This window comes from Streptomyces sp. NPDC051286 (assembly GCF_044455345.1).
In the GTDB taxonomy this organism is placed as follows: domain Bacteria; phylum Actinomycetota; class Actinomycetes; order Streptomycetales; family Streptomycetaceae; genus Streptomyces.
Genome location: NZ_JBITER010000009.1, coordinates 17,861 through 37,827 on the forward strand (window position 1 = coordinate 17,861; position 19,967 = coordinate 37,827).

At 72.2% G+C, this 19,967-nt stretch carries 18 protein-coding genes and 1 pseudogene; 9 read left to right on the forward strand and 10 right to left on the reverse strand.

All coding sequences use genetic code 11. The features are described 5' to 3' along the window. The first annotated feature begins 206 nt into the window (after positions 1-206). From ACIBB8_RS11610 to rocD, 3 genes are all read left to right on the forward strand, one after another. Positions 207-758 carry an RNA polymerase sigma factor gene (locus tag ACIBB8_RS11610; protein WP_398950931.1) on the forward strand — a complete coding sequence of 184 codons (552 nt, stop codon included), beginning with the start codon at positions 207-209 and terminating at the stop codon, positions 756-758. Next, entirely contained in the window at positions 755-1,576 is an 822-nt protein-coding gene (locus ACIBB8_RS11615; protein ID WP_398950933.1) for a hypothetical protein, read from the forward strand. The genes ACIBB8_RS11610 and ACIBB8_RS11615 overlap by 4 nt, the downstream gene beginning before the upstream one ends. A gap of 428 nt (positions 1,577-2,004) precedes the next feature. Beyond that, complete coding sequence (gene rocD / locus ACIBB8_RS11620; protein ID WP_398950935.1) at positions 2,005-3,210, forward strand: ornithine--oxo-acid transaminase; 1,206 nt, start codon at positions 2,005-2,007, stop codon at positions 3,208-3,210. A gap of 296 nt (positions 3,211-3,506) precedes the next feature. Here rocD and ACIBB8_RS11625 read toward each other — a convergent pair whose 3' ends face one another. After that, positions 3,507-3,782: a hypothetical protein gene (locus ACIBB8_RS11625; protein WP_398950937.1), complete on the reverse strand. Its 276-nt coding sequence runs from the start codon at positions 3,780-3,782 to the stop codon at positions 3,507-3,509. 125 nt (positions 3,783-3,907) lie between these two features. On the opposite strand from ACIBB8_RS11625, the gene ACIBB8_RS11630 reads away from it, so the two are divergent. Continuing rightward, positions 3,908-4,762, forward strand: coding sequence for a hypothetical protein (locus tag ACIBB8_RS11630; RefSeq protein ID WP_398950939.1), 855 nt, complete (start codon positions 3,908-3,910; stop codon positions 4,760-4,762). A gap of 34 nt (positions 4,763-4,796) precedes the next feature. On the opposite strand, the gene ACIBB8_RS11635 is transcribed toward ACIBB8_RS11630, so the two are convergent. Then, positions 4,797-6,206, reverse strand: coding sequence for a PLP-dependent aminotransferase family protein (locus ACIBB8_RS11635; protein ID WP_398950941.1), 1,410 nt, complete (start codon positions 6,204-6,206; stop codon positions 4,797-4,799). Between the two features lie 47 nt (positions 6,207-6,253). Between ACIBB8_RS11635 and ACIBB8_RS11640 the strand changes: the two genes are divergently transcribed. Next, on the forward strand, positions 6,254-6,766 hold the full coding sequence (locus ACIBB8_RS11640) for a carboxymuconolactone decarboxylase family protein (protein WP_398950943.1): 513 nt from the start codon (positions 6,254-6,256) through the stop codon (positions 6,764-6,766). Between the two features lie 68 nt (positions 6,767-6,834). Further along, positions 6,835-7,563: an isocitrate lyase/phosphoenolpyruvate mutase family protein gene (locus ACIBB8_RS11645; RefSeq protein WP_398950945.1), complete on the forward strand. Its 729-nt coding sequence runs from the start codon at positions 6,835-6,837 to the stop codon at positions 7,561-7,563. A 212-nt stretch (positions 7,564-7,775) separates the two neighbouring features. Here the strand turns inward: ACIBB8_RS11645 and ACIBB8_RS11650 are convergent, their stop codons facing one another. The 5 genes and pseudogenes from ACIBB8_RS11650 to ACIBB8_RS11670 form a co-directional block, all read right to left on the reverse strand. After that, positions 7,776-8,765: a malate dehydrogenase gene (locus ACIBB8_RS11650; RefSeq protein WP_358863140.1), complete on the reverse strand. Its 990-nt coding sequence runs from the start codon at positions 8,763-8,765 to the stop codon at positions 7,776-7,778. Between the two features lie 182 nt (positions 8,766-8,947). Then, positions 8,948-9,994, reverse strand: coding sequence for a DUF2690 domain-containing protein (locus ACIBB8_RS11655; RefSeq protein WP_398950947.1), 1,047 nt, complete (start codon positions 9,992-9,994; stop codon positions 8,948-8,950). A gap of 468 nt (positions 9,995-10,462) precedes the next feature. Beyond that, positions 10,463-10,627, reverse strand: a pseudogene (locus ACIBB8_RS11660) (isocitrate/isopropylmalate family dehydrogenase); the annotation flags it as partial. Between the two features lie 106 nt (positions 10,628-10,733). Then, complete coding sequence (locus ACIBB8_RS11665; RefSeq protein WP_398950949.1) at positions 10,734-11,576, reverse strand: DUF3017 domain-containing protein; 843 nt, start codon at positions 11,574-11,576, stop codon at positions 10,734-10,736. Positions 11,577-11,607: 31 nt separating this feature from the next. After that, positions 11,608-12,486, reverse strand: a complete 879-nt coding sequence (locus ACIBB8_RS11670) for a bifunctional methylenetetrahydrofolate dehydrogenase/methenyltetrahydrofolate cyclohydrolase (RefSeq protein WP_398950951.1) — start codon at positions 12,484-12,486, stop codon at positions 11,608-11,610. A 238-nt stretch (positions 12,487-12,724) separates the two neighbouring features. Between ACIBB8_RS11670 and ACIBB8_RS11675 the strand changes: the two genes are divergently transcribed. Next, positions 12,725-13,315, forward strand: coding sequence for a hypothetical protein (locus tag ACIBB8_RS11675; RefSeq protein WP_398950953.1), 591 nt, complete (start codon positions 12,725-12,727; stop codon positions 13,313-13,315). A gap of 213 nt (positions 13,316-13,528) precedes the next feature. Here ACIBB8_RS11675 and purH read toward each other — a convergent pair whose 3' ends face one another. Together purH and purN are read right to left on the reverse strand one after the other, a co-directional pair. Continuing rightward, positions 13,529-15,082 (reverse strand): bifunctional phosphoribosylaminoimidazolecarboxamide formyltransferase/IMP cyclohydrolase, encoded by a 1,554-nt coding sequence (purH, locus tag ACIBB8_RS11680; RefSeq protein ID WP_398950955.1) that lies wholly within the window; start codon positions 15,080-15,082, stop codon positions 13,529-13,531. Beyond that, on the reverse strand, positions 15,069-15,725 hold the full coding sequence (purN, locus tag ACIBB8_RS11685) for a phosphoribosylglycinamide formyltransferase (protein ID WP_398950957.1): 657 nt from the start codon (positions 15,723-15,725) through the stop codon (positions 15,069-15,071). Before purN ends, purH begins: the two co-directional genes overlap by 14 nt. 322 nt (positions 15,726-16,047) lie before the next feature. On the opposite strand from purN, the gene ACIBB8_RS11690 reads away from it, so the two are divergent. Then, complete coding sequence (locus ACIBB8_RS11690; protein WP_398950959.1) at positions 16,048-16,899, forward strand: hypothetical protein; 852 nt, start codon at positions 16,048-16,050, stop codon at positions 16,897-16,899. Here the strand turns inward: ACIBB8_RS11690 and ACIBB8_RS11695 are convergent. After that, complete coding sequence (locus ACIBB8_RS11695; protein WP_398950961.1) at positions 16,889-18,589, reverse strand: DUF6350 family protein; 1,701 nt, start codon at positions 18,587-18,589, stop codon at positions 16,889-16,891. The genes ACIBB8_RS11690 and ACIBB8_RS11695 overlap by 11 nt on opposite strands. A gap of 116 nt (positions 18,590-18,705) precedes the next feature. Here ACIBB8_RS11695 and ACIBB8_RS11700 point away from each other — a divergent pair, with 116 nt between their 5' ends. Continuing rightward, positions 18,706-19,893, forward strand: coding sequence for a sigma factor-like helix-turn-helix DNA-binding protein (locus tag ACIBB8_RS11700; RefSeq protein WP_398950963.1), 1,188 nt, complete (start codon positions 18,706-18,708; stop codon positions 19,891-19,893). Positions 19,894-19,967 lie beyond the last annotated feature (74 nt).

Sequence of the window (19,967 nt, forward strand, 5' to 3'; positions counted from 1 at the left end):
CAATCTCCGGCAGCCGGTGTATGAAAGGTGTGAGGACGCAGGAGGGGGCCCTGCAAAGGGGTCGGGAGGGGGGCCGCGCCGTCGAGGACGGGGGTGCGGACCGCGCTCTCGGGCGTGCCGGAGGGCAGGCCGAGGCACGGGCCGAACAGCGGACCGGGACTCGTGCCGCGGCGCCGGAAGGGGCGCCGGCAGAGGACGAGGCCGCGGTGATCGCTCGTGTGCGCGCCGGAGAGGCGGAGGCATACGCGCAGCTGGTGCGCGCCCACACGGGCGTCGCGCTGCGGGCCGCGGTCGCCTTCGGAGCGGGGGCGGAGGCGGAGGATGTGGTGCAGTCCGCGTTCTTCAAGGCGTATCAGTCGCTCGGTCGATTCCGGGAAGGCGCGGCATTCCGGCCGTGGCTGCTGCGGATCGTCGTGAATGAGACGAGGAACACACTCCGGTCGGCGGGTCGGGCGCGTGCGGTGGCCGGGCGCGAGGCGGTGCTGCGGGGCGCCGAGCCGGTGATACCGGAGTCGGCGGATCCGGCGGTGGCGGCGCTCGCGGAGGAGCGGCGGGCGCTGCTGACAGCAGCGCTCGACGAGCTGAGCGAGGAGCATCGGCAGGTCGTCACCTACCGATACCTGCTGGAGATGGACGAGGCGGAGACGGCGCGAACCCTGGGCTGGCCGCGGGGGACGGTGAAGTCCCGGCTGAACCGTGCACTGAAGAAGCTGGAGAAGAAGCTCGGGACCGGGGTGGGAGGGGGTGACGTGGGGTGACGGGTGCGAATGATCCGGACCGGGCGTGCTTGCGGGCGGAGCTGCTGGCGCTGGGGCACGGGATGAAGGTCCCAGAGCCGGAGGGCGGCGGGCTGACGATGGCCGAGCGAGTGCTGGCGCAGATCGTCGCCGAAGCAGTCCCGGTGCCTGTGCCGGTACCCCCGGGGCGGCTGGAGCGGGCCGGGGTGTGGGCCCGTCGGCGGGCCCGTCTGCTGGCCGCGGCGGTCTCGGGGCTCCTGGTCGTGCTGGTGCTGACGCCTCCGGTGCGGGCGACGGTCGCCGACTGGTTCGGCTTCGGCGGGGTGGACGTGCGGTACGACCCGTCGGCGCCGGTCCCCGAGCAGCCGGGAGCACCGGTGCCGGGCTGCGGCACCCCCGTGACGACGGCGGAAGCGGCGCGGCGGTCGGGCTTCCGGCCGGTCGTGCCCGGGGCGCTCGGCCCGCCGGACGCGGTGTCCGTGTCGGGGCTGCCGAAGGGCCGGTGGATGGTCACGCTGTGCTGGCAGGAGGAAGGGCGGACGATACGGCTCGACGAGTTCGGGGCGCCGCTGGATCCGTACTTCATCAAGCAGATGCGGGAACAGCCGGAGTGGCTGAAGGTGGCCGACGGCCGCGGCGGCGCAGTGGACGGCCTCTGGTTCGCGAGGCCGCATGTGCTGCAGTTCGGCATGACCGACGGGGATGGTGTCCGGTGGACGCGGTCCCAGCGGACGGCTGGACCGACTCTGTTGTGGGTGAAGGGCGGACGGCTGACTCTGCGGCTGGAGGGCGTGGCCTCGCGGGAGCGGGCCCGCTCGGTCGCCGGGTCCACCCTCTGACGGACCCGGCGACCGGCAGGCCGACGACCGGCGGGCCCGGAATCGGTGGGCCCGGAATCGATGGGCCCGGAGCGGAACCCGCGGGGCTTGAACGGTGTACCAGAGGTGACGCGGTGCAGACGGGCCGTACCGCACAGTGCGACAGCAAGGGGGGCGTCATGCGAAAGCCAGGAAGCCTGTTCACGCGAGGGCGGCGGGTGCGTTCCGTGCAACGGCAAGGAGGCCGGTTCAGCCGGCAGCAGGCAGCCCTGGTGCTGCGGCGGTCACCGGGGCGGCCGGGACAGCGGCCGCCGCCATGAGCTCCTGGACCTCTGACTGCGCAAACGCATGGGCGCGCCATGGATTGAAGGTTTCCTCCCCGAGGATCCGACCGACGATACAAAGTGGGCGTTACCCCAGCCCGACGCCGCACGACGAACGGAGATCCCGTGTCGACCACGGAAACTGCCATCGCCTCCGCCGAGGCGCACAGCGCGCACAACTACCATCCGCTTCCGGTCGTCGTCGCCTCGGCGGACGGCGCCTGGATGACCGACGTCGAGGGTCGGCGGTATCTCGACATGCTCGCGGGCTACTCGGCGCTCAACTTCGGCCATGGCAACCGACGTCTGATCGAGGCCGCCAAGGCGCAGCTGGACCGGGTGACCCTGACCTCGCGCGCCTTCCACCACGACCGGTTCGCCGATTTCTGCACGCAGCTCGCCGAGTTGTGCGGCATGGAGATGGTGCTGCCGATGAACACGGGGGCGGAGGCCGTGGAGACGGCGGTGAAGACCGCCCGCAAGTGGGGCTACCGGGTCAAGGACATCCCGGACGGCATGGCGAAGATCATCGTCGCCGCGAACAACTTCCACGGCCGGACGACGACCATCATCAGCTTCTCCACGGACCAGGAGGCCCGGGCGGACTTCGGCCCGTACACACCGGGGTTCGAGATCGTGCCGTACGGGGACCTCACCGCACTCCGTGCGGCGATGACCGAGAACACCGTGGCGGTGCTGATGGAGCCGATCCAGGGCGAGGCCGGGGTGCTGGTGCCGCCGCCCGGCTATCTCCCCGGGGTGCGCGAGCTGACCCGAGAGCGGAATGTGCTGTTCATCGCGGACGAGATCCAGTCGGGTCTGGGCCGGACGGGCAAGACATTCGCCTGTGAGCACGAGGGCGTCGTGCCGGACATGTACGTGCTCGGCAAGGCGCTGGGCGGCGGCGTGGTCCCGGTGTCGGCCGTCGTCTCGTCGGCGGAGGTGCTGGGGGTCTACCGGCCCGGTGAGCACGGATCGACGTTCGGTGGGAATCCACTCGCCTGCGCGGTCGCGCTGGAAGTCATCGCGATGCTGCGTACCGGTGAATTCCAGCAGCGGGCCACGGAGTTGGGCGACCACCTCCATCAGGAGCTGGGGCTGCTCGTGGGCGGCGGCGCCGTGGAGGCGGTGCGGGGGCGCGGGCTGTGGGCGGGTGTGGACATCGTCCCGAGCCTCGGCACAGGCCGGGAGATCTCCGAGAAGCTGATGGACCGCCGCGTGCTGGTCAAGGACACCCACGGTTCGACGATCCGGATCGCCCCACCCCTGGTGATCAGCAAGGAGGACCTGGACTGGGGCCTGGAGCAACTCCGGGAGGTGCTGCGCGGCTGACGGGACGCGCGTGTCGCCCACGGCCGGTGCTCGGAGCAAGCCGGGTCGGCGGGCGCGTAGGGAGGGGCACTCGTGCCCCTCCCGGCAGGCTTTGTCCCGTCGCACCGACCGGCACGCACGCTCGCCGCGTCGGCCACAAGCCCTGGCAGCTCCTTCCCCGAGCTCTCAGCTCCCTTCGAGCAGGGGAGACCCCACCCCAGGACGCCCGGCCGCCTTGCGATCGTTACGATCCCCTGCTCTTCGACCGTCTCCTGCCAGCCGGGGCGCGGTTGCGCGGTGCGGCGTTCCATGATCGGTCAGCCGCCGCTCGTACCGGAGCAGCCGAAGCCGCCGCGGTCGACGGCGGACTTGTCGAAACTGCCGCCCTGCACGGTGCCGCCCTTGGAGGTGCCGCCGTAGTAGTAGTCGCCCTTGCCGTTGCTGTTCTTGCACTCGTAGCTCGGCAGCTTGGAGTGGGTGACCGGGTCCACGCACCGTTTGTCCGGCTCCGAACCACAGGACGTGATCGCCGCCGCGAGTGCGCCCATGGAACCGAGCACCACTGTGCTCGACCTCAGCCTGCGCTTGGCCATTTTTCGGTTTCCCCCGTTGTCCGGTTCACACCAGTAGGAACGTTCGTCAGATGAGGGGGCTGCTGCTTTCGGCCGGAACCTGGTGGCCGGGAGCGCCCGCGTAGAGTCCCCATGTGCTCCTAGGGATGATCTGCGCGCTCGGATCCGCGGTCTGCTTCGGTACGGCCTCCGTCCTCCAGGCCGTTGCCGCGCGGGCGGCCGCCGGGCCGGGGTCCGGTGCGGGGGTCGATCCGGCGTTGTTGCTGCGCGCCGTGCGGCAGTGGCGTTACATGGCCGGACTCGCCCTCGACGGCTGTGGTTTCATCCTCCAGATCATCGCCCTGCGCTCCCTGCCCATCTATGCGGTGAGCGCCGCCCTCGCCGCAAGTCTCGCGGTGACGGCCGTGGTCGCCGCGCGCCTGCTGCACGTGCGGCTGAGCCGTACGGAGTGGGCCGCCATCGGCCTGGTCTGCGCGGGTCTCGCCATGCTGGGGCTCGCCGCCGGCGGCGAGGGCGACCTGACCGGCTCGACCGCCCTGCGCTGGTCGATGCTCGGTGTGGCACTGGGTGTCCTGGTGATCGGCGCGGCGGCCGGGCGGCTCCCGGAGAAGTCGCGCGCACTGGTGCTGGGGCTGGGCGCAGGGTGCGGTTTCGGGGTGGTCGAGGTCGCTGTTCGGCTGATCGACGACGTGTCGCCGTCGGCGCTGGTCGCCAACCCGGCGACATATGCGCTGCTGTTGGGCGGAGGTGCGGCGTTCCTGCTGCTCACCTCCGCGCTGCAGCGGGGCTCGGTGACGACGGCGACGGCCGGCATGGTGATCGGCGAGACGATCGGCCCGGCGCTGGTGGGCGTCGTCTGGCTCGGGGACCGCACGCGGGAGGGTCTCGGCTGGCTGGCGGTCACCGGGTTCGCGGTGGCGGTGGCGGGCGCGCTGGCGCTGACCCGGTTCGGCGAGGCTCCGGCGGACATCACCGAGCCGGACGTCCCGGGCGAGCGGTAGCGCGTACTGCGCCGGCGCGGTCCTCCCGCACGCCCTACGGGAGCACCCGGCAGAGTGCCTCCAGGGTTCCCGCCCAGGCGCTGTCGGTCGGCGCCCCGTAGCTGATGACCAGGGCGTCGCTGCCCGCCTCCGCCGCCGCGTCCTTGTGCCGGAAGCGGGCCAGGCCCTCCAGCGCCAGGCCCTGCCAGGCGGCGGCCTGGATCACCGCTCGCTCGGTGCCCTCCGGGAGTTCGACCACGGCGTGCAGACCCGCTGCGATCCCGCTGACCCGGAGCGCGGGAGCACGTTCCGCGAGCGCCGCGACGAGCTGGTCGCGGCGGCGCCGGTAGCGCAGCCGCATGGAGCGCACATGGCGATCGTAGGCGCCGGACTCGATGAACTCCGCGAGCGTCAGCTGGTCCAGCGTGCTCGACACCCAGTCGACCTGGCCCTTGGCCTCGGCCACCGCCCCCGCCAGCCCCCGCGGCAGCACCATCCAGGCCAGCCGCAGCCCGGGCGCCAGGGACTTGCTGGACGTCCCCAGGTAGACGACCCGTTCCGGGTCGAGGCCCTGGAGGGCGCCGACCGGCTGCCGGTCGTAGCGGAACTCCCCGTCGTAGTCGTCCTCCAGGATCAGCCCGCCCGTGCCCCGCGCCCAGTCGACCGCCGCGGCCCGCCGGTCCGGGTGGAGCGGGACCCCCGTGGGGAACTGGTGCGCGGGCGTCAGCAGGACCGCGCCCACGCCACGCATCCCGGCCAGTTCCCCGGTCCGGGAGCCGAGTCCGTCGAGTGGCAGGCAGGGGGTGCGCAGCCCGGCATCAGCGAGCAGCTCCCAGTGCATGTCCAGTCCGTACGACTCGACGGCCACCTCGCGCACCCGCCGCTGCCGCAGCACCTTCCCCATCAGCATCAGGCCATGGACGAAGCCGGAACAGATCACGATCCGCTCCGGGTCCGCGTACACGCCGCGCGCCCGCGCCAGATAGCCGGCCAGTACGGTGCGCAGCTCGATGCGTCCGTGCGGATCGCCGTAGCCGAAGGCGTCGTTGGGCGCGGCGGTCAGGGCGCGCCGGGCCGCCTTGAGCCAGTCGGAGCGCGGGAACGTGGAGAGGTCCGGCGAGCCGGGCATCAGGCTGTACGCGGGCCGTCGGCGCACTGTCCTGGAGCGCGGCGTCGTCGTGGCCACCGGGCGCGGTTCGGCCCGCGGTGCGACCCTCGTACCGGAGCCCTGCCGGGCGGTGAGCCACCCCTCGGCGACCAGTTCGGCGTAGGCGTCGGCGACGGTGTTCCGGGCCATACCCAGGTCCGCGGCAAGCGTCCGGGAGGACGGCAGCCGGGTACCGGGTGCCAGCCGCCCGGTCCGTACGGCCTCCCGCAGCGCGTCCATCAGCCCGGCCCGCAGCCCTGCCGCACCGGTCGGGTCGATGTGCAGGTCGGCTCCGAAAGTGGCCCAGGAATCCGTCATGAAAATGGACCATACCCATGAGCCATCCGCCCCGTAGCGTCGTACCCATGACCACGAACGAGCACTCCCACCCGAACTCCGGCCACGCCCCCGAACACAGCGCCCGTCTGCACTGGGCCCAGCTCGCCCCCGATGTCTACAAGGCCATGGTCCGGCTGGACGTCGCGTCCCGTAAGGGCCTCGACCCGGTCCTCGTCGAACTGGTGAAGGTCCGCGCCTCGCAGCTGAACCACTGTGCGTTCTGCCTCGACATGCACACCAAGGACGCGCTCGCGGCGGGCGAGTCCGTCGAACGGATCATTCAGCTCAGCGCGTGGGAGGAGTCGCAGCACTTCTACACGGAGAAGGAGATCGCGGCGATCGAGCTGACGGAGGCCGTGACGGTCCTCACCGACGGTTTCGTACCGGACGAGGTGTACGAGAAGGCCGCGAAGCACTTCGAGGAGGCCGAGCTCGCCCAGCTGATCGCCGCCATCACGGTGATCAACGCCTGGAACCGGTTCGGTGTGACCACCCGGATGGTCCCGGGCCACTACACCCCGGGCGACAGCAAGCACTGACCCTGATCCGGCAGATCCGGTCCGGGCCGCACCCCGGACCGTCAGCCCACCCCACCCCAGGAGCCGCGATGACTGTGTCCGTTCTCCGCGCGCTGCACCACGGCCGCGCCCCCGACGACCCGCTGGTCCTCCCCGGCCCGTGGGACGCCGCGAGCGCCCGTGTCTTCGCCGACGCGGGCTTCCCGGCACTGGCCACCCCGAGCGCCGGGGTCGCGGCCTCGCTCGGGTACGAGGACGGGGCGACGCCCGCCGCCGAGGTGTTCGCGGCCGTCGCCCGGATCGTGCGCGCCGTCCCCGTACCCGTGTCGGCGGACATCGAGGCCGGTTACGGGCTGCCGCCGAAGGAGCTCGTGGAGCGTCTTCTGGCCACCGGAGCGGTCGGCTGCAATCTGGAGGACTCGGTGGACGGCGTCCTCCTCGACCCGCAGCGGCAGGCGGACCGGCTGGCCGAGGTGCGGGCGGTGGCGGGCGAGGACCTCTTCGTCAACGCCCGCGTCGACACGTACGTACGCGGCGTCCCGGACGGCACGGACCCGGAGGCGGAGACGATCGCCCGGGCCCGGCTGTACACGGCGGCCGGCGCGGACTGCGTCTACCCGATCGCCGCGCCGCCCGAGTCCCTTCCCCGCCTGGCCGCCGCCGTCGCGGCCCCGCTCAACGCACTGGCGCTGCCGGACGGCCCGACCCCGCGCCGGCTCGGCGAGCTGGGCGCCACGCGCATCACCTTCGGCCCCGGCCTGCAGCGCCGGGCCATGGCAGCCGTGCGGGAGATGGCCGACCGGCTGCACGCAGGCTAGGGCGGCCAGGTGTCCGGGCTGGTCGCCTCGGTCAGGGCCGGAAGAATCATCGTCCCGCGCATGACCGCACAGACCCGGGTCGGGGCGCGATCAGTTCCCTGGCGGGGCGCGCACGTCCGGATAGGCGGCCGCCCCCGGCAGCAACGGCTGCCGGGGGCGGTGCGGTACGCGAAGGGCGTGCGGATCCAACCGGGAACGAACGGATCCGACGGTCAGATCAGGCCGAGCTCGCGAACCGCGTCGCGCTCCTCGGTGAGCTCCTGCACGGACGCGTCGATGCGCGCACGGGAGAACTCGTTGATGTCCAGGCCCTGGACGATCTCGTACTTGCCGTCCTTCGTGGTGACCGGGAAGGACGAGATGAGACCCTCCGGCACACCATAGGAGCCGTCCGACGGGATGCCCATCGAGGTCCAGTCGCCGGCGGCGGTGCCGTTGACCCAGGTGTACACGTGGTCGATGGCGGCGTTGGCGGCCGAGGCGGCCGAGGACGCGCCACGGGCCTCGATGATCGCGGCGCCGCGCTTGGCGACGGTCGGGATGAAGGTGTCGGCCAGCCACGCCTCGTCGTTGACGATCTCGGCGGCGTTCTTGCCGGCGATCTCCGCGTGGAAGATGTCCGGGTACTGGGTCGCCGAGTGGTTGCCCCAGATCGTCAGCTTCTTGATGTCGGAGACGGCGGCACCGGTCTTGGCGGCCAGCTGCGAGATCGCGCGGTTGTGGTCCAGGCGCGTCATCGCGGTGAAGCGCTCGGCCGGCACGTCCGGGGCGGCGGCCTGCGCGATGAGCGCGTTGGTGTTGGCCGGGTTGCCGACGACGAGGACCTTGATGTCGTCCGCGGCGTTGTCGTTGATGGCCTTGCCCTGCGGCTTGAAGATGCCGCCGTTGGCGGAGAGCAGGTCGCCGCGCTCCATGCCCTTCGTGCGCGGGCGGGCGCCGACGAGCAGGGCGACGTTCGCACCGGCGAAGCCGACGTTGGCGTCGTCCGTGATCTCGATGTTGCGCAGCAGCGGGAAGGCGCAGTCGTCGAGCTCCATCGCGGTGCCCTCGGCGGCCTTCAGCCCCTGCGGGATCTCGAGGAGGCGCAGGTTGACCGGCACGTCCGGGCCGAGCAGGTGGCCGGAGGCGATGCGGAAGAGCAGCGCGTAGCCGATCTGGCCGGCTGCGCCGGTCACGGTGACATTCACGGGAGTGCGGGTCATGGCGATCTCCGTTAGACAGCTGGCGGTGGGGGTCCCTGCCCCTGATGCTGGATATCCCCTGAATCTTGATGTGAAGAGATATCCAGCGTTCAGGCTATCCGACCCGGGACCTCCCGGCCGCCCGGCCCCCTGTGGCACCGCACACAGCCGGTCACTCACTGCTCACCGCGCCCCGCGCGTTCTCACTCGGCGGCGACGGTGGTGCACCCCTTCGTGCCGGAGGCGAGGGTCGCGCACGCCTTGGCGTCGGCGGCCTTCTTCGCTGCGACCATTGGGGTGTACGCGTCCGCGCCGGCGTCGACCGTGCCGTCCTGCCGCGCGGCGCCGCCCGCGGTGATCCGTACGGTGTCCCCCCGGACGGCGTCGGTGATGCGGGCCCACGCCGCGCCACACGTCCTGCTGTACCGCACCTCGACGAGGCTTCCGCCGACCGTGGCACTGGAGACCGTGCGCGCGGACCGGCCGCCGCACCCCATGCCCTCCGGGTCCTGTCCCGTGCAGTCGGCGCCGCTGCACCCCGCCCCGGCGGGCCGTGCGGGCGCACCGGTCGTCGGTGATACGGACGACGGGGTGGCCGCGGCCTTCCCGCCTTTGTCGTCGCCGCCCGGGCCGGTCAGGAGTACCGCCGCGGCCAGCACCAGCAGTGCGCCCACCACACCGGTGAGCACCAGGGTCAGCCTGCGGCGGTCGGCCGGCTCCCGCCGGACGCCGTCGGGCCGCGGCGGCCGGTCCTCCGGCTGCGGCGCCCGTGGTGCGTTCCCACGCTGGATCGGTACGGATGGCGGGCGCGCCCCGCAGCCCGCACCCGCGCCATCGTCCTCGTCCACGGCCGTGCCGGTGATCCGGCCACCGAAGCGGCGGCTCCTGTCGTCGCCCAACGGGTTCGGCCCGAACTCGCCGAGCGCCGCGCGCGCCTGCGCGACCCGCATGCCTTCCATCGTCAGGTCGTGGCGCATCTCGGAGCGGCTCCAGGCCCGCTCCGCCAACTCCCACATGGTGGCCAGATGTGCCTGGTCGGTGCCCGTGACCTCGGCCAGAGCGACAATCGCCCCCTTGGGGGCGAGTAACCGCCCGTTCAGGTAGCGCTCCCACGACGTCTTGCTGTAGCCCGTGCGGTCGGCCACCGCTGCGACACTCAGGCCGCCGCGGTCGATGAGCCTGCGCAGCTGGCCCGCAAACTCCCTCACCTGCGGATCGAGTTCATCCGATAATGCCTTCCAACGAGGCATTGTTCCCCCTCCGTTCCCCCGAACGTGCCTGGCGTGCCCCGCTCTTCCGACGCCCCGTCGTTCCCCCTGCCCCGATACGGCGGTCCACCGTTCCGGACTACCCAGAAGGATGCCCAAAGGCAGGCTGCCAGTTGCGGGAGAGATGGCGCACGGTGGCGTTCGGGGGATCGGCGCGCACCCTCGCGCGCCCCCTTCCGTGGCGCTCCGCCGTGCCGGACCGCCACCGTCGCGCAGCGATCACACCATGGCGGAATGGTCACTTCCGTGCCACAGACCCCTGGCATCCCTTGATCCCTGACACCCCGTCGACAAAGCTGACGTAGGCCGGGGCAAGGCCGCTCAAGTCGCCACGTTCCGGGGGCATCTGCGCTCCGGTGGACTCCGGCCTCGGGTGTCCGTCCCTTCTCGGGGGAGGGGACGGACACCACAGACCGGCGTGCGGGCAGCCGGCGCGAGGCCGTCAGAGCGATTGGTCGACGTCGCCTCGCCGCGCTGGTGCCGGCGGTAGTGACGGGTGACCGAGCCGTGCGCGGCCTCCTCCTCGACGGTCCTGCCGTCGGGGGACGTCAGGACCGAGGTCATCAGGCCGAGCGAGCCGAAACCCTGCGCGACGACGTCGGACTGGACGTCGCCGCCGTCGTCATACATGGTGGCGGTTTTCTCCCCCCTGCACAGACCGCGGCCCCCTCGCACCTGCCGGGTGCGAGGGGGCCGCGGCGGGGCCGCACAGGCGGCGGTGTCAGCGGATCGTGAACCGGACCACATGCTCCAGGAAGGGGAGGTCGAGCCATGGCTTGGGCTGCGCCACGAGGGCGAGCATCACGATCAGGACGCCCAGGAGTCCGTACGTCACCAGGTCGGTGAAGCGGGAACGGACGGCGAGCATGCCCACCGAGGGGACGACGCAGCGCAGCACGGCGCCCCCGATGAGGGCCGCGCCGATCAGTATCGTGCCGATCCGGAAGGCCTCCGCGAAGGGGTTCAGGGCGACGATCAACAGTCCGATCCCGGCCGTGCAGAGCACGGCCAGCAGCGGCCACTGACGGGCCGGGGCGGGCGCGTCCCCCGACGCGGCCCGGCCACCACCCTCGGGGCGGGCGGTGTCCCTGGTGAACGATGGGAACCGTCGCGATCCGCGCGGGCCGCCACCGGGCGCCGGGGCGGAGACGGCACCGTCCGCGCCCCGGTCCGAGCCGCTGTCGCCGGAGCCCTCGCCCTCGGCTCCGCTGCCCGGCTCGCGGCCGTCGGAGCGGCGCGCACCGCTGTCGGAGTCGCCGCCCGCGCCGGCCTCCGCGCCACGAGCCACGCCGTCCCGCGAACCTGGGGCCGCTTCCGCATCGGAACCGGGAGCCGCGTCGGCATCGGAGCCGGAAGCCGAGCCCGCGTCCGCGCCGGAGCCGTCCTCCGGCCCGGTTCCCGAGTCGCTGCCCCGCCGCGCGTCGGCACCCCGGGCCGACTGGGCACGGTCGTTCGCTGCCGCCCCGCCGAAGGCCTCCACCGCAGTCACTTCCTCATCCGGCGGCACCGGAATCGCCCCGGCCACCGCGGCGGCCGGATCAGCCGGACTCGTACCAGCACCCATGGGGTTCCTTCCGGATCAGGTCAGCATCAGGTCAGCCGGCGGAGCCGGAAGACACGGCAGCCGCGTCGCGCTCAGCCGCCTCGACCACGTTGACGAGCAACTGGGCGCGGGTCATCGGGCCCACACCGCCCGGGTTCGGCGAGATCCACGCGGCGACCTCGGCCACACCGGGGTGCACATCGCCGACGATCTTGCCGTGCTCGTCCCGGCTGACGCCGACGTCGAGCACGGCAGCGCCCGGCTTCACGTCCTCGGGCTTGATGATGTGCGGGACACCCGCGGCGGCGACGATGATGTCGGCCTGCTTGAGCTGGGCGGAGAGGTCACGCGTACCGGTGTGGCACTGGGTGACGGTGGCGTTCTCGGACTTACGGGTCAGCAGCAGCGGGATCGAGCGGCCGATGGTGACACCGCGGCCGACGACCACGACGTGCGCCCCGTTGATCTCCACACCGTGGTGGCGGAGCAGCTGGACAACGCCCTGCGGGGTGCACGGCAGCGGACCCGTCTCGTTCAGTACGAGGCGGCCGAGGTTCATCGGGTGCAGGCCGTCGGCGTCCTTGGCCGGATCCATCAGTTCCAGGACCCGGTTGGTGTCGATGCCCTTGGGAAGGGGAAGCTGCACGATGTAACCCGTGCAGTCGGGGTTCGCGTTGAGTTCCCGTACGACGTCCTCGATCTCCTCCTGGGTGGCGGTGCCGGGGAGTTCGCGCTGGATGGAGCCGATGCCCACCTGCGCGCAGTCGCGGTGCTTGCCGTTCACGTACCACCGGCTGCCCGGGTCGTCCCCGACGAGCAGGGTTCCCAGGCCAGGGGTGATGCCCTGCGCCTTGAGGGCCGCCACGCGGGCGGTCAGATCGGACTTGATCGCGGCTGCGGTGGCCTTGCCATCGAGAATCTGGGCAGTCATGGTGCCCATCCTCGCGGATGACCCCGCCCGCATACCAATTCTGGGTGCCACCGGTGGCCATTAGGTTGCGCTTACACAACACATACGGCTACTGGCTGGACAAAAAGCCGATGTCAAGACCACGATGAGCCGCGCAGCACCGCGGACAGTGTCGGGGGGACAGGCCGTTCAGATTGTGCACCGTTCCTCCGCGTGGACCGCGTCGTCCCCGCATATTTTTCAACGGAGGAATTTCGCCATGAGCAACGGCGACCCGAACAACCCCTATGGCCAGCCGCAGGGCGGGCAGCCGGGCTACGGCTACCCTCAGCAGGCCCCGCAGGGCGTGCCGCAGCAGGGTTACGGCTACCCGCAGGCCCCGCCCGTCCAGCCCGGTTACGGCTTCCCGGGCGCACCGGTCGAGATGCCGGGTGGCGTCAAGGCCGCCCGCGTCATGCTCTACGTGATCGGCGGCCTGCAGCTCATCGGCGCGGTCCTCTTCGTCCTCAGCGCCGTGGCCGTGAACGCTGCCAAGAACGACGCGACACTCCAGGACGACGTCCAATTCCAGCAGCTCGCCGACTACTCCGGCGGCGCGCTGTGGGGCCTCTCGGTCCTCGTGCTGCTGTGGGGCGTCCTGGCCGTGTTCCTCGCCGTGAAGTTCGGCAAGGGCGGCAACGGAATCCGCATCACCGCCATCGTCTTCGGCTCGATCACCGCGCTTCTCGGTATCTACCCGTTCATCGTGGTCGGCCTCGTCCACACGGTTCTGTCGATCCTGGTCATCGTCTTCGTGGCGCGGGCCGACGGCAGCGCCTGGTTCAACCGTCAGCAGCAGCCGCAGTACTGAACCTGCCGGTCTGTCGTTCCCGCAGGGGAACAGGAAGGCCGTAAACCCGCACGCGCGTGGGTTTACGGCCTTCGGCGTTTTCCGGGCGCCGACCGACCCGCTCCGGGCGCGGCTCCCCGAACGGTCAGCGGTCAGCGCCGAGGGCGTCTCCCGGAGCCGGTCTCCGGGAGACGCCCTCGGCGTTCGTTCACGCTGCTCGTTCGTTCACGCTGCTCAGTGGAAGAAGTGCCGGGTACCCGTGAAGTACATCGTCACGCCCGCCTTCCTCGCGGCCTCGACGACCAGCTCGTCACGGACCGAACCGCCGGGCTGGGCCACGGCCTTGATGCCGGCCGCGGTCAGGATCTCCAGGCCGTCCGGGAACGGGAAGAACGCGTCCGAGGCGGCGTACGCGCCGCGTGCCCGCTCCTCACCCGCCCGCTCGACGGCGAGTTTCGCGGAGTCGACGCGGTTGACCTGGCCCATGCCGACGCCGACCGAGGCGCCGCCCTTGGCGAGCAGGATCGCGTTGGACTTGACCGCACGGCAGGCCTTCCACGCGAAGGCGAGCTCGGCGAGCTCGTCCTCGGAGAGCGCCTCACCGGTGGCGAGGGTCCAGTTGGCCGGGTTGTCGCCGTCGGCCTGGAGCCGGTCGGTGACCTGGAGCAGCGCGCCGCCGTCGATGGGCTTGAGCTCGACCGCGGAGCCCGGGGTGTCGGGGCAGCGCAGCACGCGGATGTTCTTCTTGCGGGCAAGGATCTCGACCGCGCCGTCCTCGTACGCCGGGGCGACGATGACCTCGGTGAAGATCTCCGCGACCTGCTCGGCCATGGCGACGGTCACCGGACGGTTGGTGGCGATGACCCCGCCGAACGCCGACAGCGGGTCGCAGGCGTGCGCGTTGCGGTGCGCCTCGGCGATGTCGTCGGCGATCGCGATGCCGCACGGGTTGGCGTGCTTGATGATCGCGACGCACGGCTCGGCGTGGTCGTACGCGGCACGGCGCGCGGCGTCCGTGTCCGTGTAGTTGTTGTACGACATCTCCTTGCCGTGCAGCTGCTCCGCCTCGGCCAGGCCACCGGAGCCGGAGGTGTACAGCGCGGCGGGCTGGTGCGGGTTCTCGCCGTACCGCAGGACGTTGCTGCGCTCGTACGTCGCACCGAGGAAGTCGGGGAAGCCCGAGTCGTCGGCGGCGGCGTAGTCGTCCGCGAACCAGGAGGCGACGGCCACGTCGTACGCGGCGGTGTGCTGGAACGCCTCGGCGGCGAGACGCTTGCGGGCGGTCAGGTCGAAGCCACCCGCCTTGACCGCGGCGAGGACGTCGGCGTACCGCTCGGGGCTGGTGACGACGGCCACGGACGGGTGGTTCTTGGCGGCGGCGCGGACCATCGACGGGCCGCCGATGTCGATCTGCTCCACGCACTCGTCGGCGGAGGCGCCGGAGGCGACGGTCTCCTTGAACGGGTACAGGTTGACGACGACGAGGTCGAAGGGCTCGACACCCAGCTCGGCGAGCTGCTCGCGGTGGGCGTCCAGGCGCAGGTCGGCGAGGATGCCGGCGTGGACGCGCGGGTGCAGCGTCTTCACGCGGCCGTCGAGGCACTCGGGGAAGCCGGTGAGCTCCTCGACCTTGGTGACCGGCACACCGGCAGCGGCGATCTTCCCGGCGGTCGAACCGGTGGAGACGAGCTCGACGCCCGCCTCGTGAAGACCGCGGGCGAGGTCTTCGAGCCCTGTCTTGTCGTAGACACTGACCAGGGCGCGACGGATGGGCTTATTCACCGACATGACCGAGATGAACCTTTCGTCCCTCAATGCGATAGCCGTTACGGGCGAGCCGCCCCACGACCTCGACGAGCAGCTTGCGCTCGACTTCCTTGATGCGTTCGTGGAGAGCGGCTTCGCCCTCCGGTGTGTCCTCTTCGGTCACCTCGACCACGCCCTGCGCGATGATCGGACCGGTGTCGACACCGTCGTCGACGAAGTGGACGGTGCACCCGGTGACCTTCGCGCCGTACGCGAGTGCGTCACGCACCCCGTGGGCACCGGGAAAGCTGGGGAGCAGGGCGGGGTGGGTGTTGACGAACCGGCCGCCGAACTCGGCGAGGAACCGCTTGCCCACGATCTTCATGAAGCCCGCGGACACCACGAGGTCCGGATGGTGCGCTGCGGTGGCCGCGGCGAGCGCCGCGTCCCACTCCTCGCGGGTGGCGTAGTCCTTGACCTTGCAGACGAAGGTCGGCAGCCCCGCGCGCTCCGCCCGTTCCAGACCGACGATGCTGTCGCGGTCGGCGCCGACCGCGACGACCCGGGCGCCGAAGCCCGCAGGGTCGTCATCGATCGCGTCGAGCAGGGCCTGGAGGTTCGTACCCGAGCCGGAGACCAGCACGACCAGGCGGGCCGGGGCGGCGGAGGAGGGCGGGGAGGCCACGGCTGGGCCCTTTCTCGCGTGGTGAAGCCTCGCGTGGTGAAGCAGAGCGACGCTATTTGTACGGTCGTACGAAAGAATCGCGCCCCTCGATACGGGGAACTCTACGAAGGAGTCGACCGTCAGCAACGATACCGGCACATCGCGGGACCCCCACGGGACGGGGGTGAGGGGCCGGATCGAAGAGAGGAGGGGGCCGGACGGAAGGCACGGGCCGCCGCGGCCGCGCTCCCCGCTTTCGGCCCCTGATGGCCGGGAGGTAGCGTCAGGGGACAGCGAACCGTCCGCAGGGCGGAAATGACGAGATGGGGAAGACGTTCACCATATGCCGGACCGACGCCGCCGCACCGCCTTCCGCCTCCCACTGCCCGAGCGGTCCTCAGTGCTGCTGAGGGAACGCCGGCCCCCCACCGGCTCCTCCTCTTCCCCGGACAAGGACGACAACCCGTTCGCCGCACCGCCGGAGAACCGCCCCGACCAGCCGTGGCAGCCCCGCCACCCGTCGAACGGCGGGACCGGCGGAGAGGGCAACGGGAGCGGAAACGGCGACGGGGCACCCGAGAACGGCTCCTCCGACGACCGCCCCGTCTGGGGCAGTCAGTGGAGCAGCCAGCAGCCGGGACGCCAGAGCGGCGGCTTCGGTGGCCGTCCCGGCAGCCAGGGCGGACCGAACGGCCGGGGCGGACCCGAGAACACCCCCGGCGGACTGCGCTGGGACCCGACCGACCCCGCCCAGCGCCGCGCCCGCTACGCGCTGCTCTCCGGCATGTGGGCCTTCTTCTTCGCGATCTTCGATTTCCCGGAGATCGCCCTGCTGCTCGGCGCGCTGGCCGTGTACTGGTCGATCAGCTCACTGCGCGCCAAGCCCAGGAGCGCGACAGCCGCGGACGGCGCCGCCGGTTCCTCCGGTACGGGCTCCGCTCCGACAGGCGCCCCGGCCTCCGGACCCGGTGCACCGTATGCGCAGATCCAGGGCAGGCCGCAGACGACGGCCGCAGTCAGCGGGCTTGTCACGGCGCTGCTGGCGCTGTCGATCGTCGCGATGACGTTCACGGTGCAGCTGGTCTACCGCGACTACTACACCTGCGTGAACGACGCGCTCACCAAGTCCGGACAGCTGGCCTGCAACGATCTCCTGCCGAAGCCGCTGGAGCCGTTCTTCGGCGTCAAGAAGTAGCGCTTTCCCCCGGCGCACTCGTCGGCCCGGCCTCCGGAGGCCGGGCCGACGGCGTTTCCGGCTCCGTCAGGAGCGGGGCCCAGGAGGAATCCTGGACCGCTCGCCCGCGCCACGGATCGGCAGGCAGGAAGTCGTACGCGTCCCGGCCTCCGTGTTCCTCGTTGCGGAACACGGAGGTGGGTGTGGGGGTGGGCACGGAAGCGGGCGCAGGCGCGGTCGCGGACGGCCGCACGGGGCCTGCTCCAGCCGCAGATCCGGTTCCGGGCTCCGTGCCGGCAGCCGCGTCCTCGCCCCCGGTCCTGCGCCACCACCGACGCCGCTCCTCGCTCGGCTGCCCGGGCGCCTCCGCATCGGCCGCCCCAGGTGTCACGCGGGCCACCGTTTTCTCCGCGGCCTCGGCGCTGCCCCCCTCGCTGCCGGACCCGCGCAGTCGCCACGCTCTCAGCAGCAGTGCCCCCGGCACACCGAGCAGTGCCGTCCACGCCACCGCCGCCGCCCCGGTCAGCCACCACACCGGGCCGAACTCCGCCAGCGCCCCGGTCCCCAGCGGACCTCCCGCCGCGGCGGTCAGCACCGCCGTGCAGGCGCCGCATCCGAGCGCGGCCAGGAAAGCCGTCAGCGCGGTCCCCCACAGGCCCCACGCCGGCTGATGCCCCACACCACGGGCGGGCACTGCCCTCCGTACCGTGAACCAGGCGATCGTCACCCCGGCCGCGACCGGTACCGCCGCGGCCGCCCAGTTCGGAGCCGTTCCGGTTCCGTGGGCGGGGACCGCAGCCAGCAGTGGGAAGTTCGGCAGGGCCGGTCGCCCGGTGAAGGCGAGCGGGGTGACCGTGGACGCCGTACCGAGGGCGAATCCTGGCCCCATCCCGTACGCGGCACCCCACATCGCCGCGTTCGGCACGAGCACCAGCGCCAGCAGCAGGACCGCGGCCCGGCCCGCCCAGTCGCCTGACAGCCCGAGGAACGAGTCCCGAACCGGCTGCGCATGCCACACCAGGGCCATCGCGACGAGCAGCGCCCCGCCACCCAACAGCACGGCCGTCCCGGCCACCGCCGACCGGAACACCGCGTCCGCCCGCTCCACGAACCGGGACCGTGCCAGCGCCTCGCGCAGCCGCTCCGGCGCCCGGGCCGGCGGCGGCCCGATCGGGCGCCCGGCCGCCGCCCACACCCCGGCGGCTGCCCCACCCGCCACCACGGGGGCCATCGGGAACAGAAGCGAGCCCGGCAGCGCGAACATCGGCCCGCCCTTCGCATAGAGGGCGATCGCCGCCGCGACCAGCAGATATCCCACCGTCACCAGGCAGAAGGCGCTCGCGCCCGACGGTCGGGTGCGCCCCTCGTCCGGCTCCATCACGTCGCGGGCGGCCCGGTGCACCAGCCACACCAGCACCCCGGTGAGCAGCAACGGGACGATGCCGACGGGGGCGGGGGCGCCGCTGAGCGTGTCGGTCCTGACGAGTGGCGCGCCGTGTGCCAGCAGCCAGATCCCGGCCGCCGCGTGGAGGGCCCCGCCGGGGCCGTTGTCGGGGGCCGGGGAGCTGATCCACACCACCAGGGCGAGGACGGCGAGCGAGCCGAGTCCGAGCCCCGCGGCGAGCACCCCCCGCACGAAGGCGGATGCCAGTACGGCGGTCCTTCCCTGCTCCGCCGAGAGCGACGGGGTGCGTTCGGTCGTGTGGATCACACCGCAATGCTCCCAACGACACGCACTTATTCCGTGTAACGGGCGATTAGCCGCTGTGTCGCCCAATATACGGTTATGTACGTTTTCATCCCGTGGCGGCCTGCCGGGGGTTCCTCATGACCCAGGGCGCCACCGACACGGCCTCCTTCCCTCTGCCCTCCCCGAAGGAGCTGCGCCGACTGCGTGAGGCGAAGTCACTGAGTGAGGAGCAGGTCGCCGCGGCCGTGGGCGTCACCCCGGCCACGGTCCGGTCCTGGGAGGCGGGCCGCGCCAGCCCTCGGGGACGGAAGCGTGCGGCGTACGCAAAGCTGATCGGCACAGGCGGCACGGAGACGCGGGGCGCCTCGGAAGGCCCCCCTTCGGGCGCCCACGGCAAGCGGGCCGGCCTGACGAAGCCGTCGTCGTCCCCGGCACCGGCAGCAGGAGCGGCGGAAACGGCGCGGGCGGACGAGCCGTCGGCCGGCGACCGGCCGGGCGCCGCCGTACCCGCTCTCACACCCGCCGAGGCATTCGACGCCCTGTACTCGAAGAACGCCGCCGCCCTCTTCCGCCAGACGTTCCTGCTGACCGGGCGCCGGAACCTCTCCAGGGAGGCCGTCGAGCGGGCCTTTGAGCAGGCCTGGCAGCGCTGGCCCGAGGTCGCGGTGGACCGGGACCCCGCGGGCTGGGTACGGGCGGCCGCATACGAGTACGCGGTGTCGCCCTGGCACCGGCTGCGCCGGGCGCACCGCCACCCCGATCCGCCGCCCGCCGCCCCCGGCGCGGGCGCCCTGCTCGAGGCGCTGCTCGACCTGCCGCCGTCCTACCGTCGCACCCTGCTGCTCTACGACGGTGTCGGCCTGGACCTGCCGGAGACCGCCGCGGAGACGGAGGCGAGCACTCCGGCGGCGGCGAGCCGGCTGACGAACGCGCGTGCCGCGGTGGCCGAGCAGGTGCCCGGGCTGGCGGAACCCTCATGGCCCACCGGACAGTCGGCGCTGCTGCACGAGCAACTGGGCGCGCTCGCCCTCACCCAGCCGGTGGCCGCGATGCCCACAGCCCGTGCGATCCGTGACGGCAGTGAGCACAAGGCCGGACTCTGGATGCGGGCAGCCATCGCCCTGACGGCCCTGATCGTCGGGATCGCGCTGATCAGCATGGTGATGTCTCCGGCGCGGTACGGGAATCCGCCCGCCGAGCGGGTCGGCGGCGTGCCTCCCCGCGGCGGTCCCCAGAGGCTGACCCCACAGGACCTCACGCTGCAGAAGAAGCTCCACGAAGAGCTCGTCCGTGGCCCGGCGCGGCTGGTACCGGACCTGAGGTGACTCCAGCGCGCTCCGGCCGGCGCACAGGAAACGGCGCGGGCCCGTACCCCCGGGGAGGGGTACGGGCCCGCGCC

Bases quoted from the DNA above. Each gene is read 5' to 3' on its own strand.
- ACIBB8_RS11625 (WP_398950937.1), bottom strand. From the start codon at position 3,782: ATGGCCAAGCGCAGGCTGAGGTCGAGCACAGTGGTGCTCGGTTCCATG.
- ACIBB8_RS11630 (WP_398950939.1), top strand. From the start codon at position 3,908: ATGATCTGCGCGCTCGGATCCGCGGTCTGCTTCGGTACGGCCTCCGTC.
- ACIBB8_RS11635 (WP_398950941.1), bottom strand. From the start codon at position 6,206: ATGACGGATTCCTGGGCCACTTTCGGAGCCGACCTGCACATCGACCCG.
- ACIBB8_RS11640 (WP_398950943.1), top strand. From the start codon at position 6,254: ATGACCACGAACGAGCACTCCCACCCGAACTCCGGCCACGCCCCCGAA.
- ACIBB8_RS11645 (WP_398950945.1), top strand. From the start codon at position 6,835: ATGACTGTGTCCGTTCTCCGCGCGCTGCACCACGGCCGCGCCCCCGAC.
- ACIBB8_RS11650 (WP_358863140.1), bottom strand. From the start codon at position 8,765: ATGACCCGCACTCCCGTGAATGTCACCGTGACCGGCGCAGCCGGCCAG.
- ACIBB8_RS11655 (WP_398950947.1), bottom strand. From the start codon at position 9,994: ATGCCTCGTTGGAAGGCATTATCGGATGAACTCGATCCGCAGGTGAGG.
- ACIBB8_RS11665 (WP_398950949.1), bottom strand. From the start codon at position 11,576: ATGGGTGCTGGTACGAGTCCGGCTGATCCGGCCGCCGCGGTGGCCGGG.
- ACIBB8_RS11670 (WP_398950951.1), bottom strand. From the start codon at position 12,486: ATGACTGCCCAGATTCTCGATGGCAAGGCCACCGCAGCCGCGATCAAG.
- ACIBB8_RS11675 (WP_398950953.1), top strand. From the start codon at position 12,725: ATGAGCAACGGCGACCCGAACAACCCCTATGGCCAGCCGCAGGGCGGG.
- purH (WP_398950955.1), bottom strand. From the start codon at position 15,082: ATGTCGGTGAATAAGCCCATCCGTCGCGCCCTGGTCAGTGTCTACGAC.
- ACIBB8_RS11690 (WP_398950959.1), top strand. From the start codon at position 16,048: ATGCCGGACCGACGCCGCCGCACCGCCTTCCGCCTCCCACTGCCCGAG.
- ACIBB8_RS11700 (WP_398950963.1), top strand. From the start codon at position 18,706: ATGACCCAGGGCGCCACCGACACGGCCTCCTTCCCTCTGCCCTCCCCG.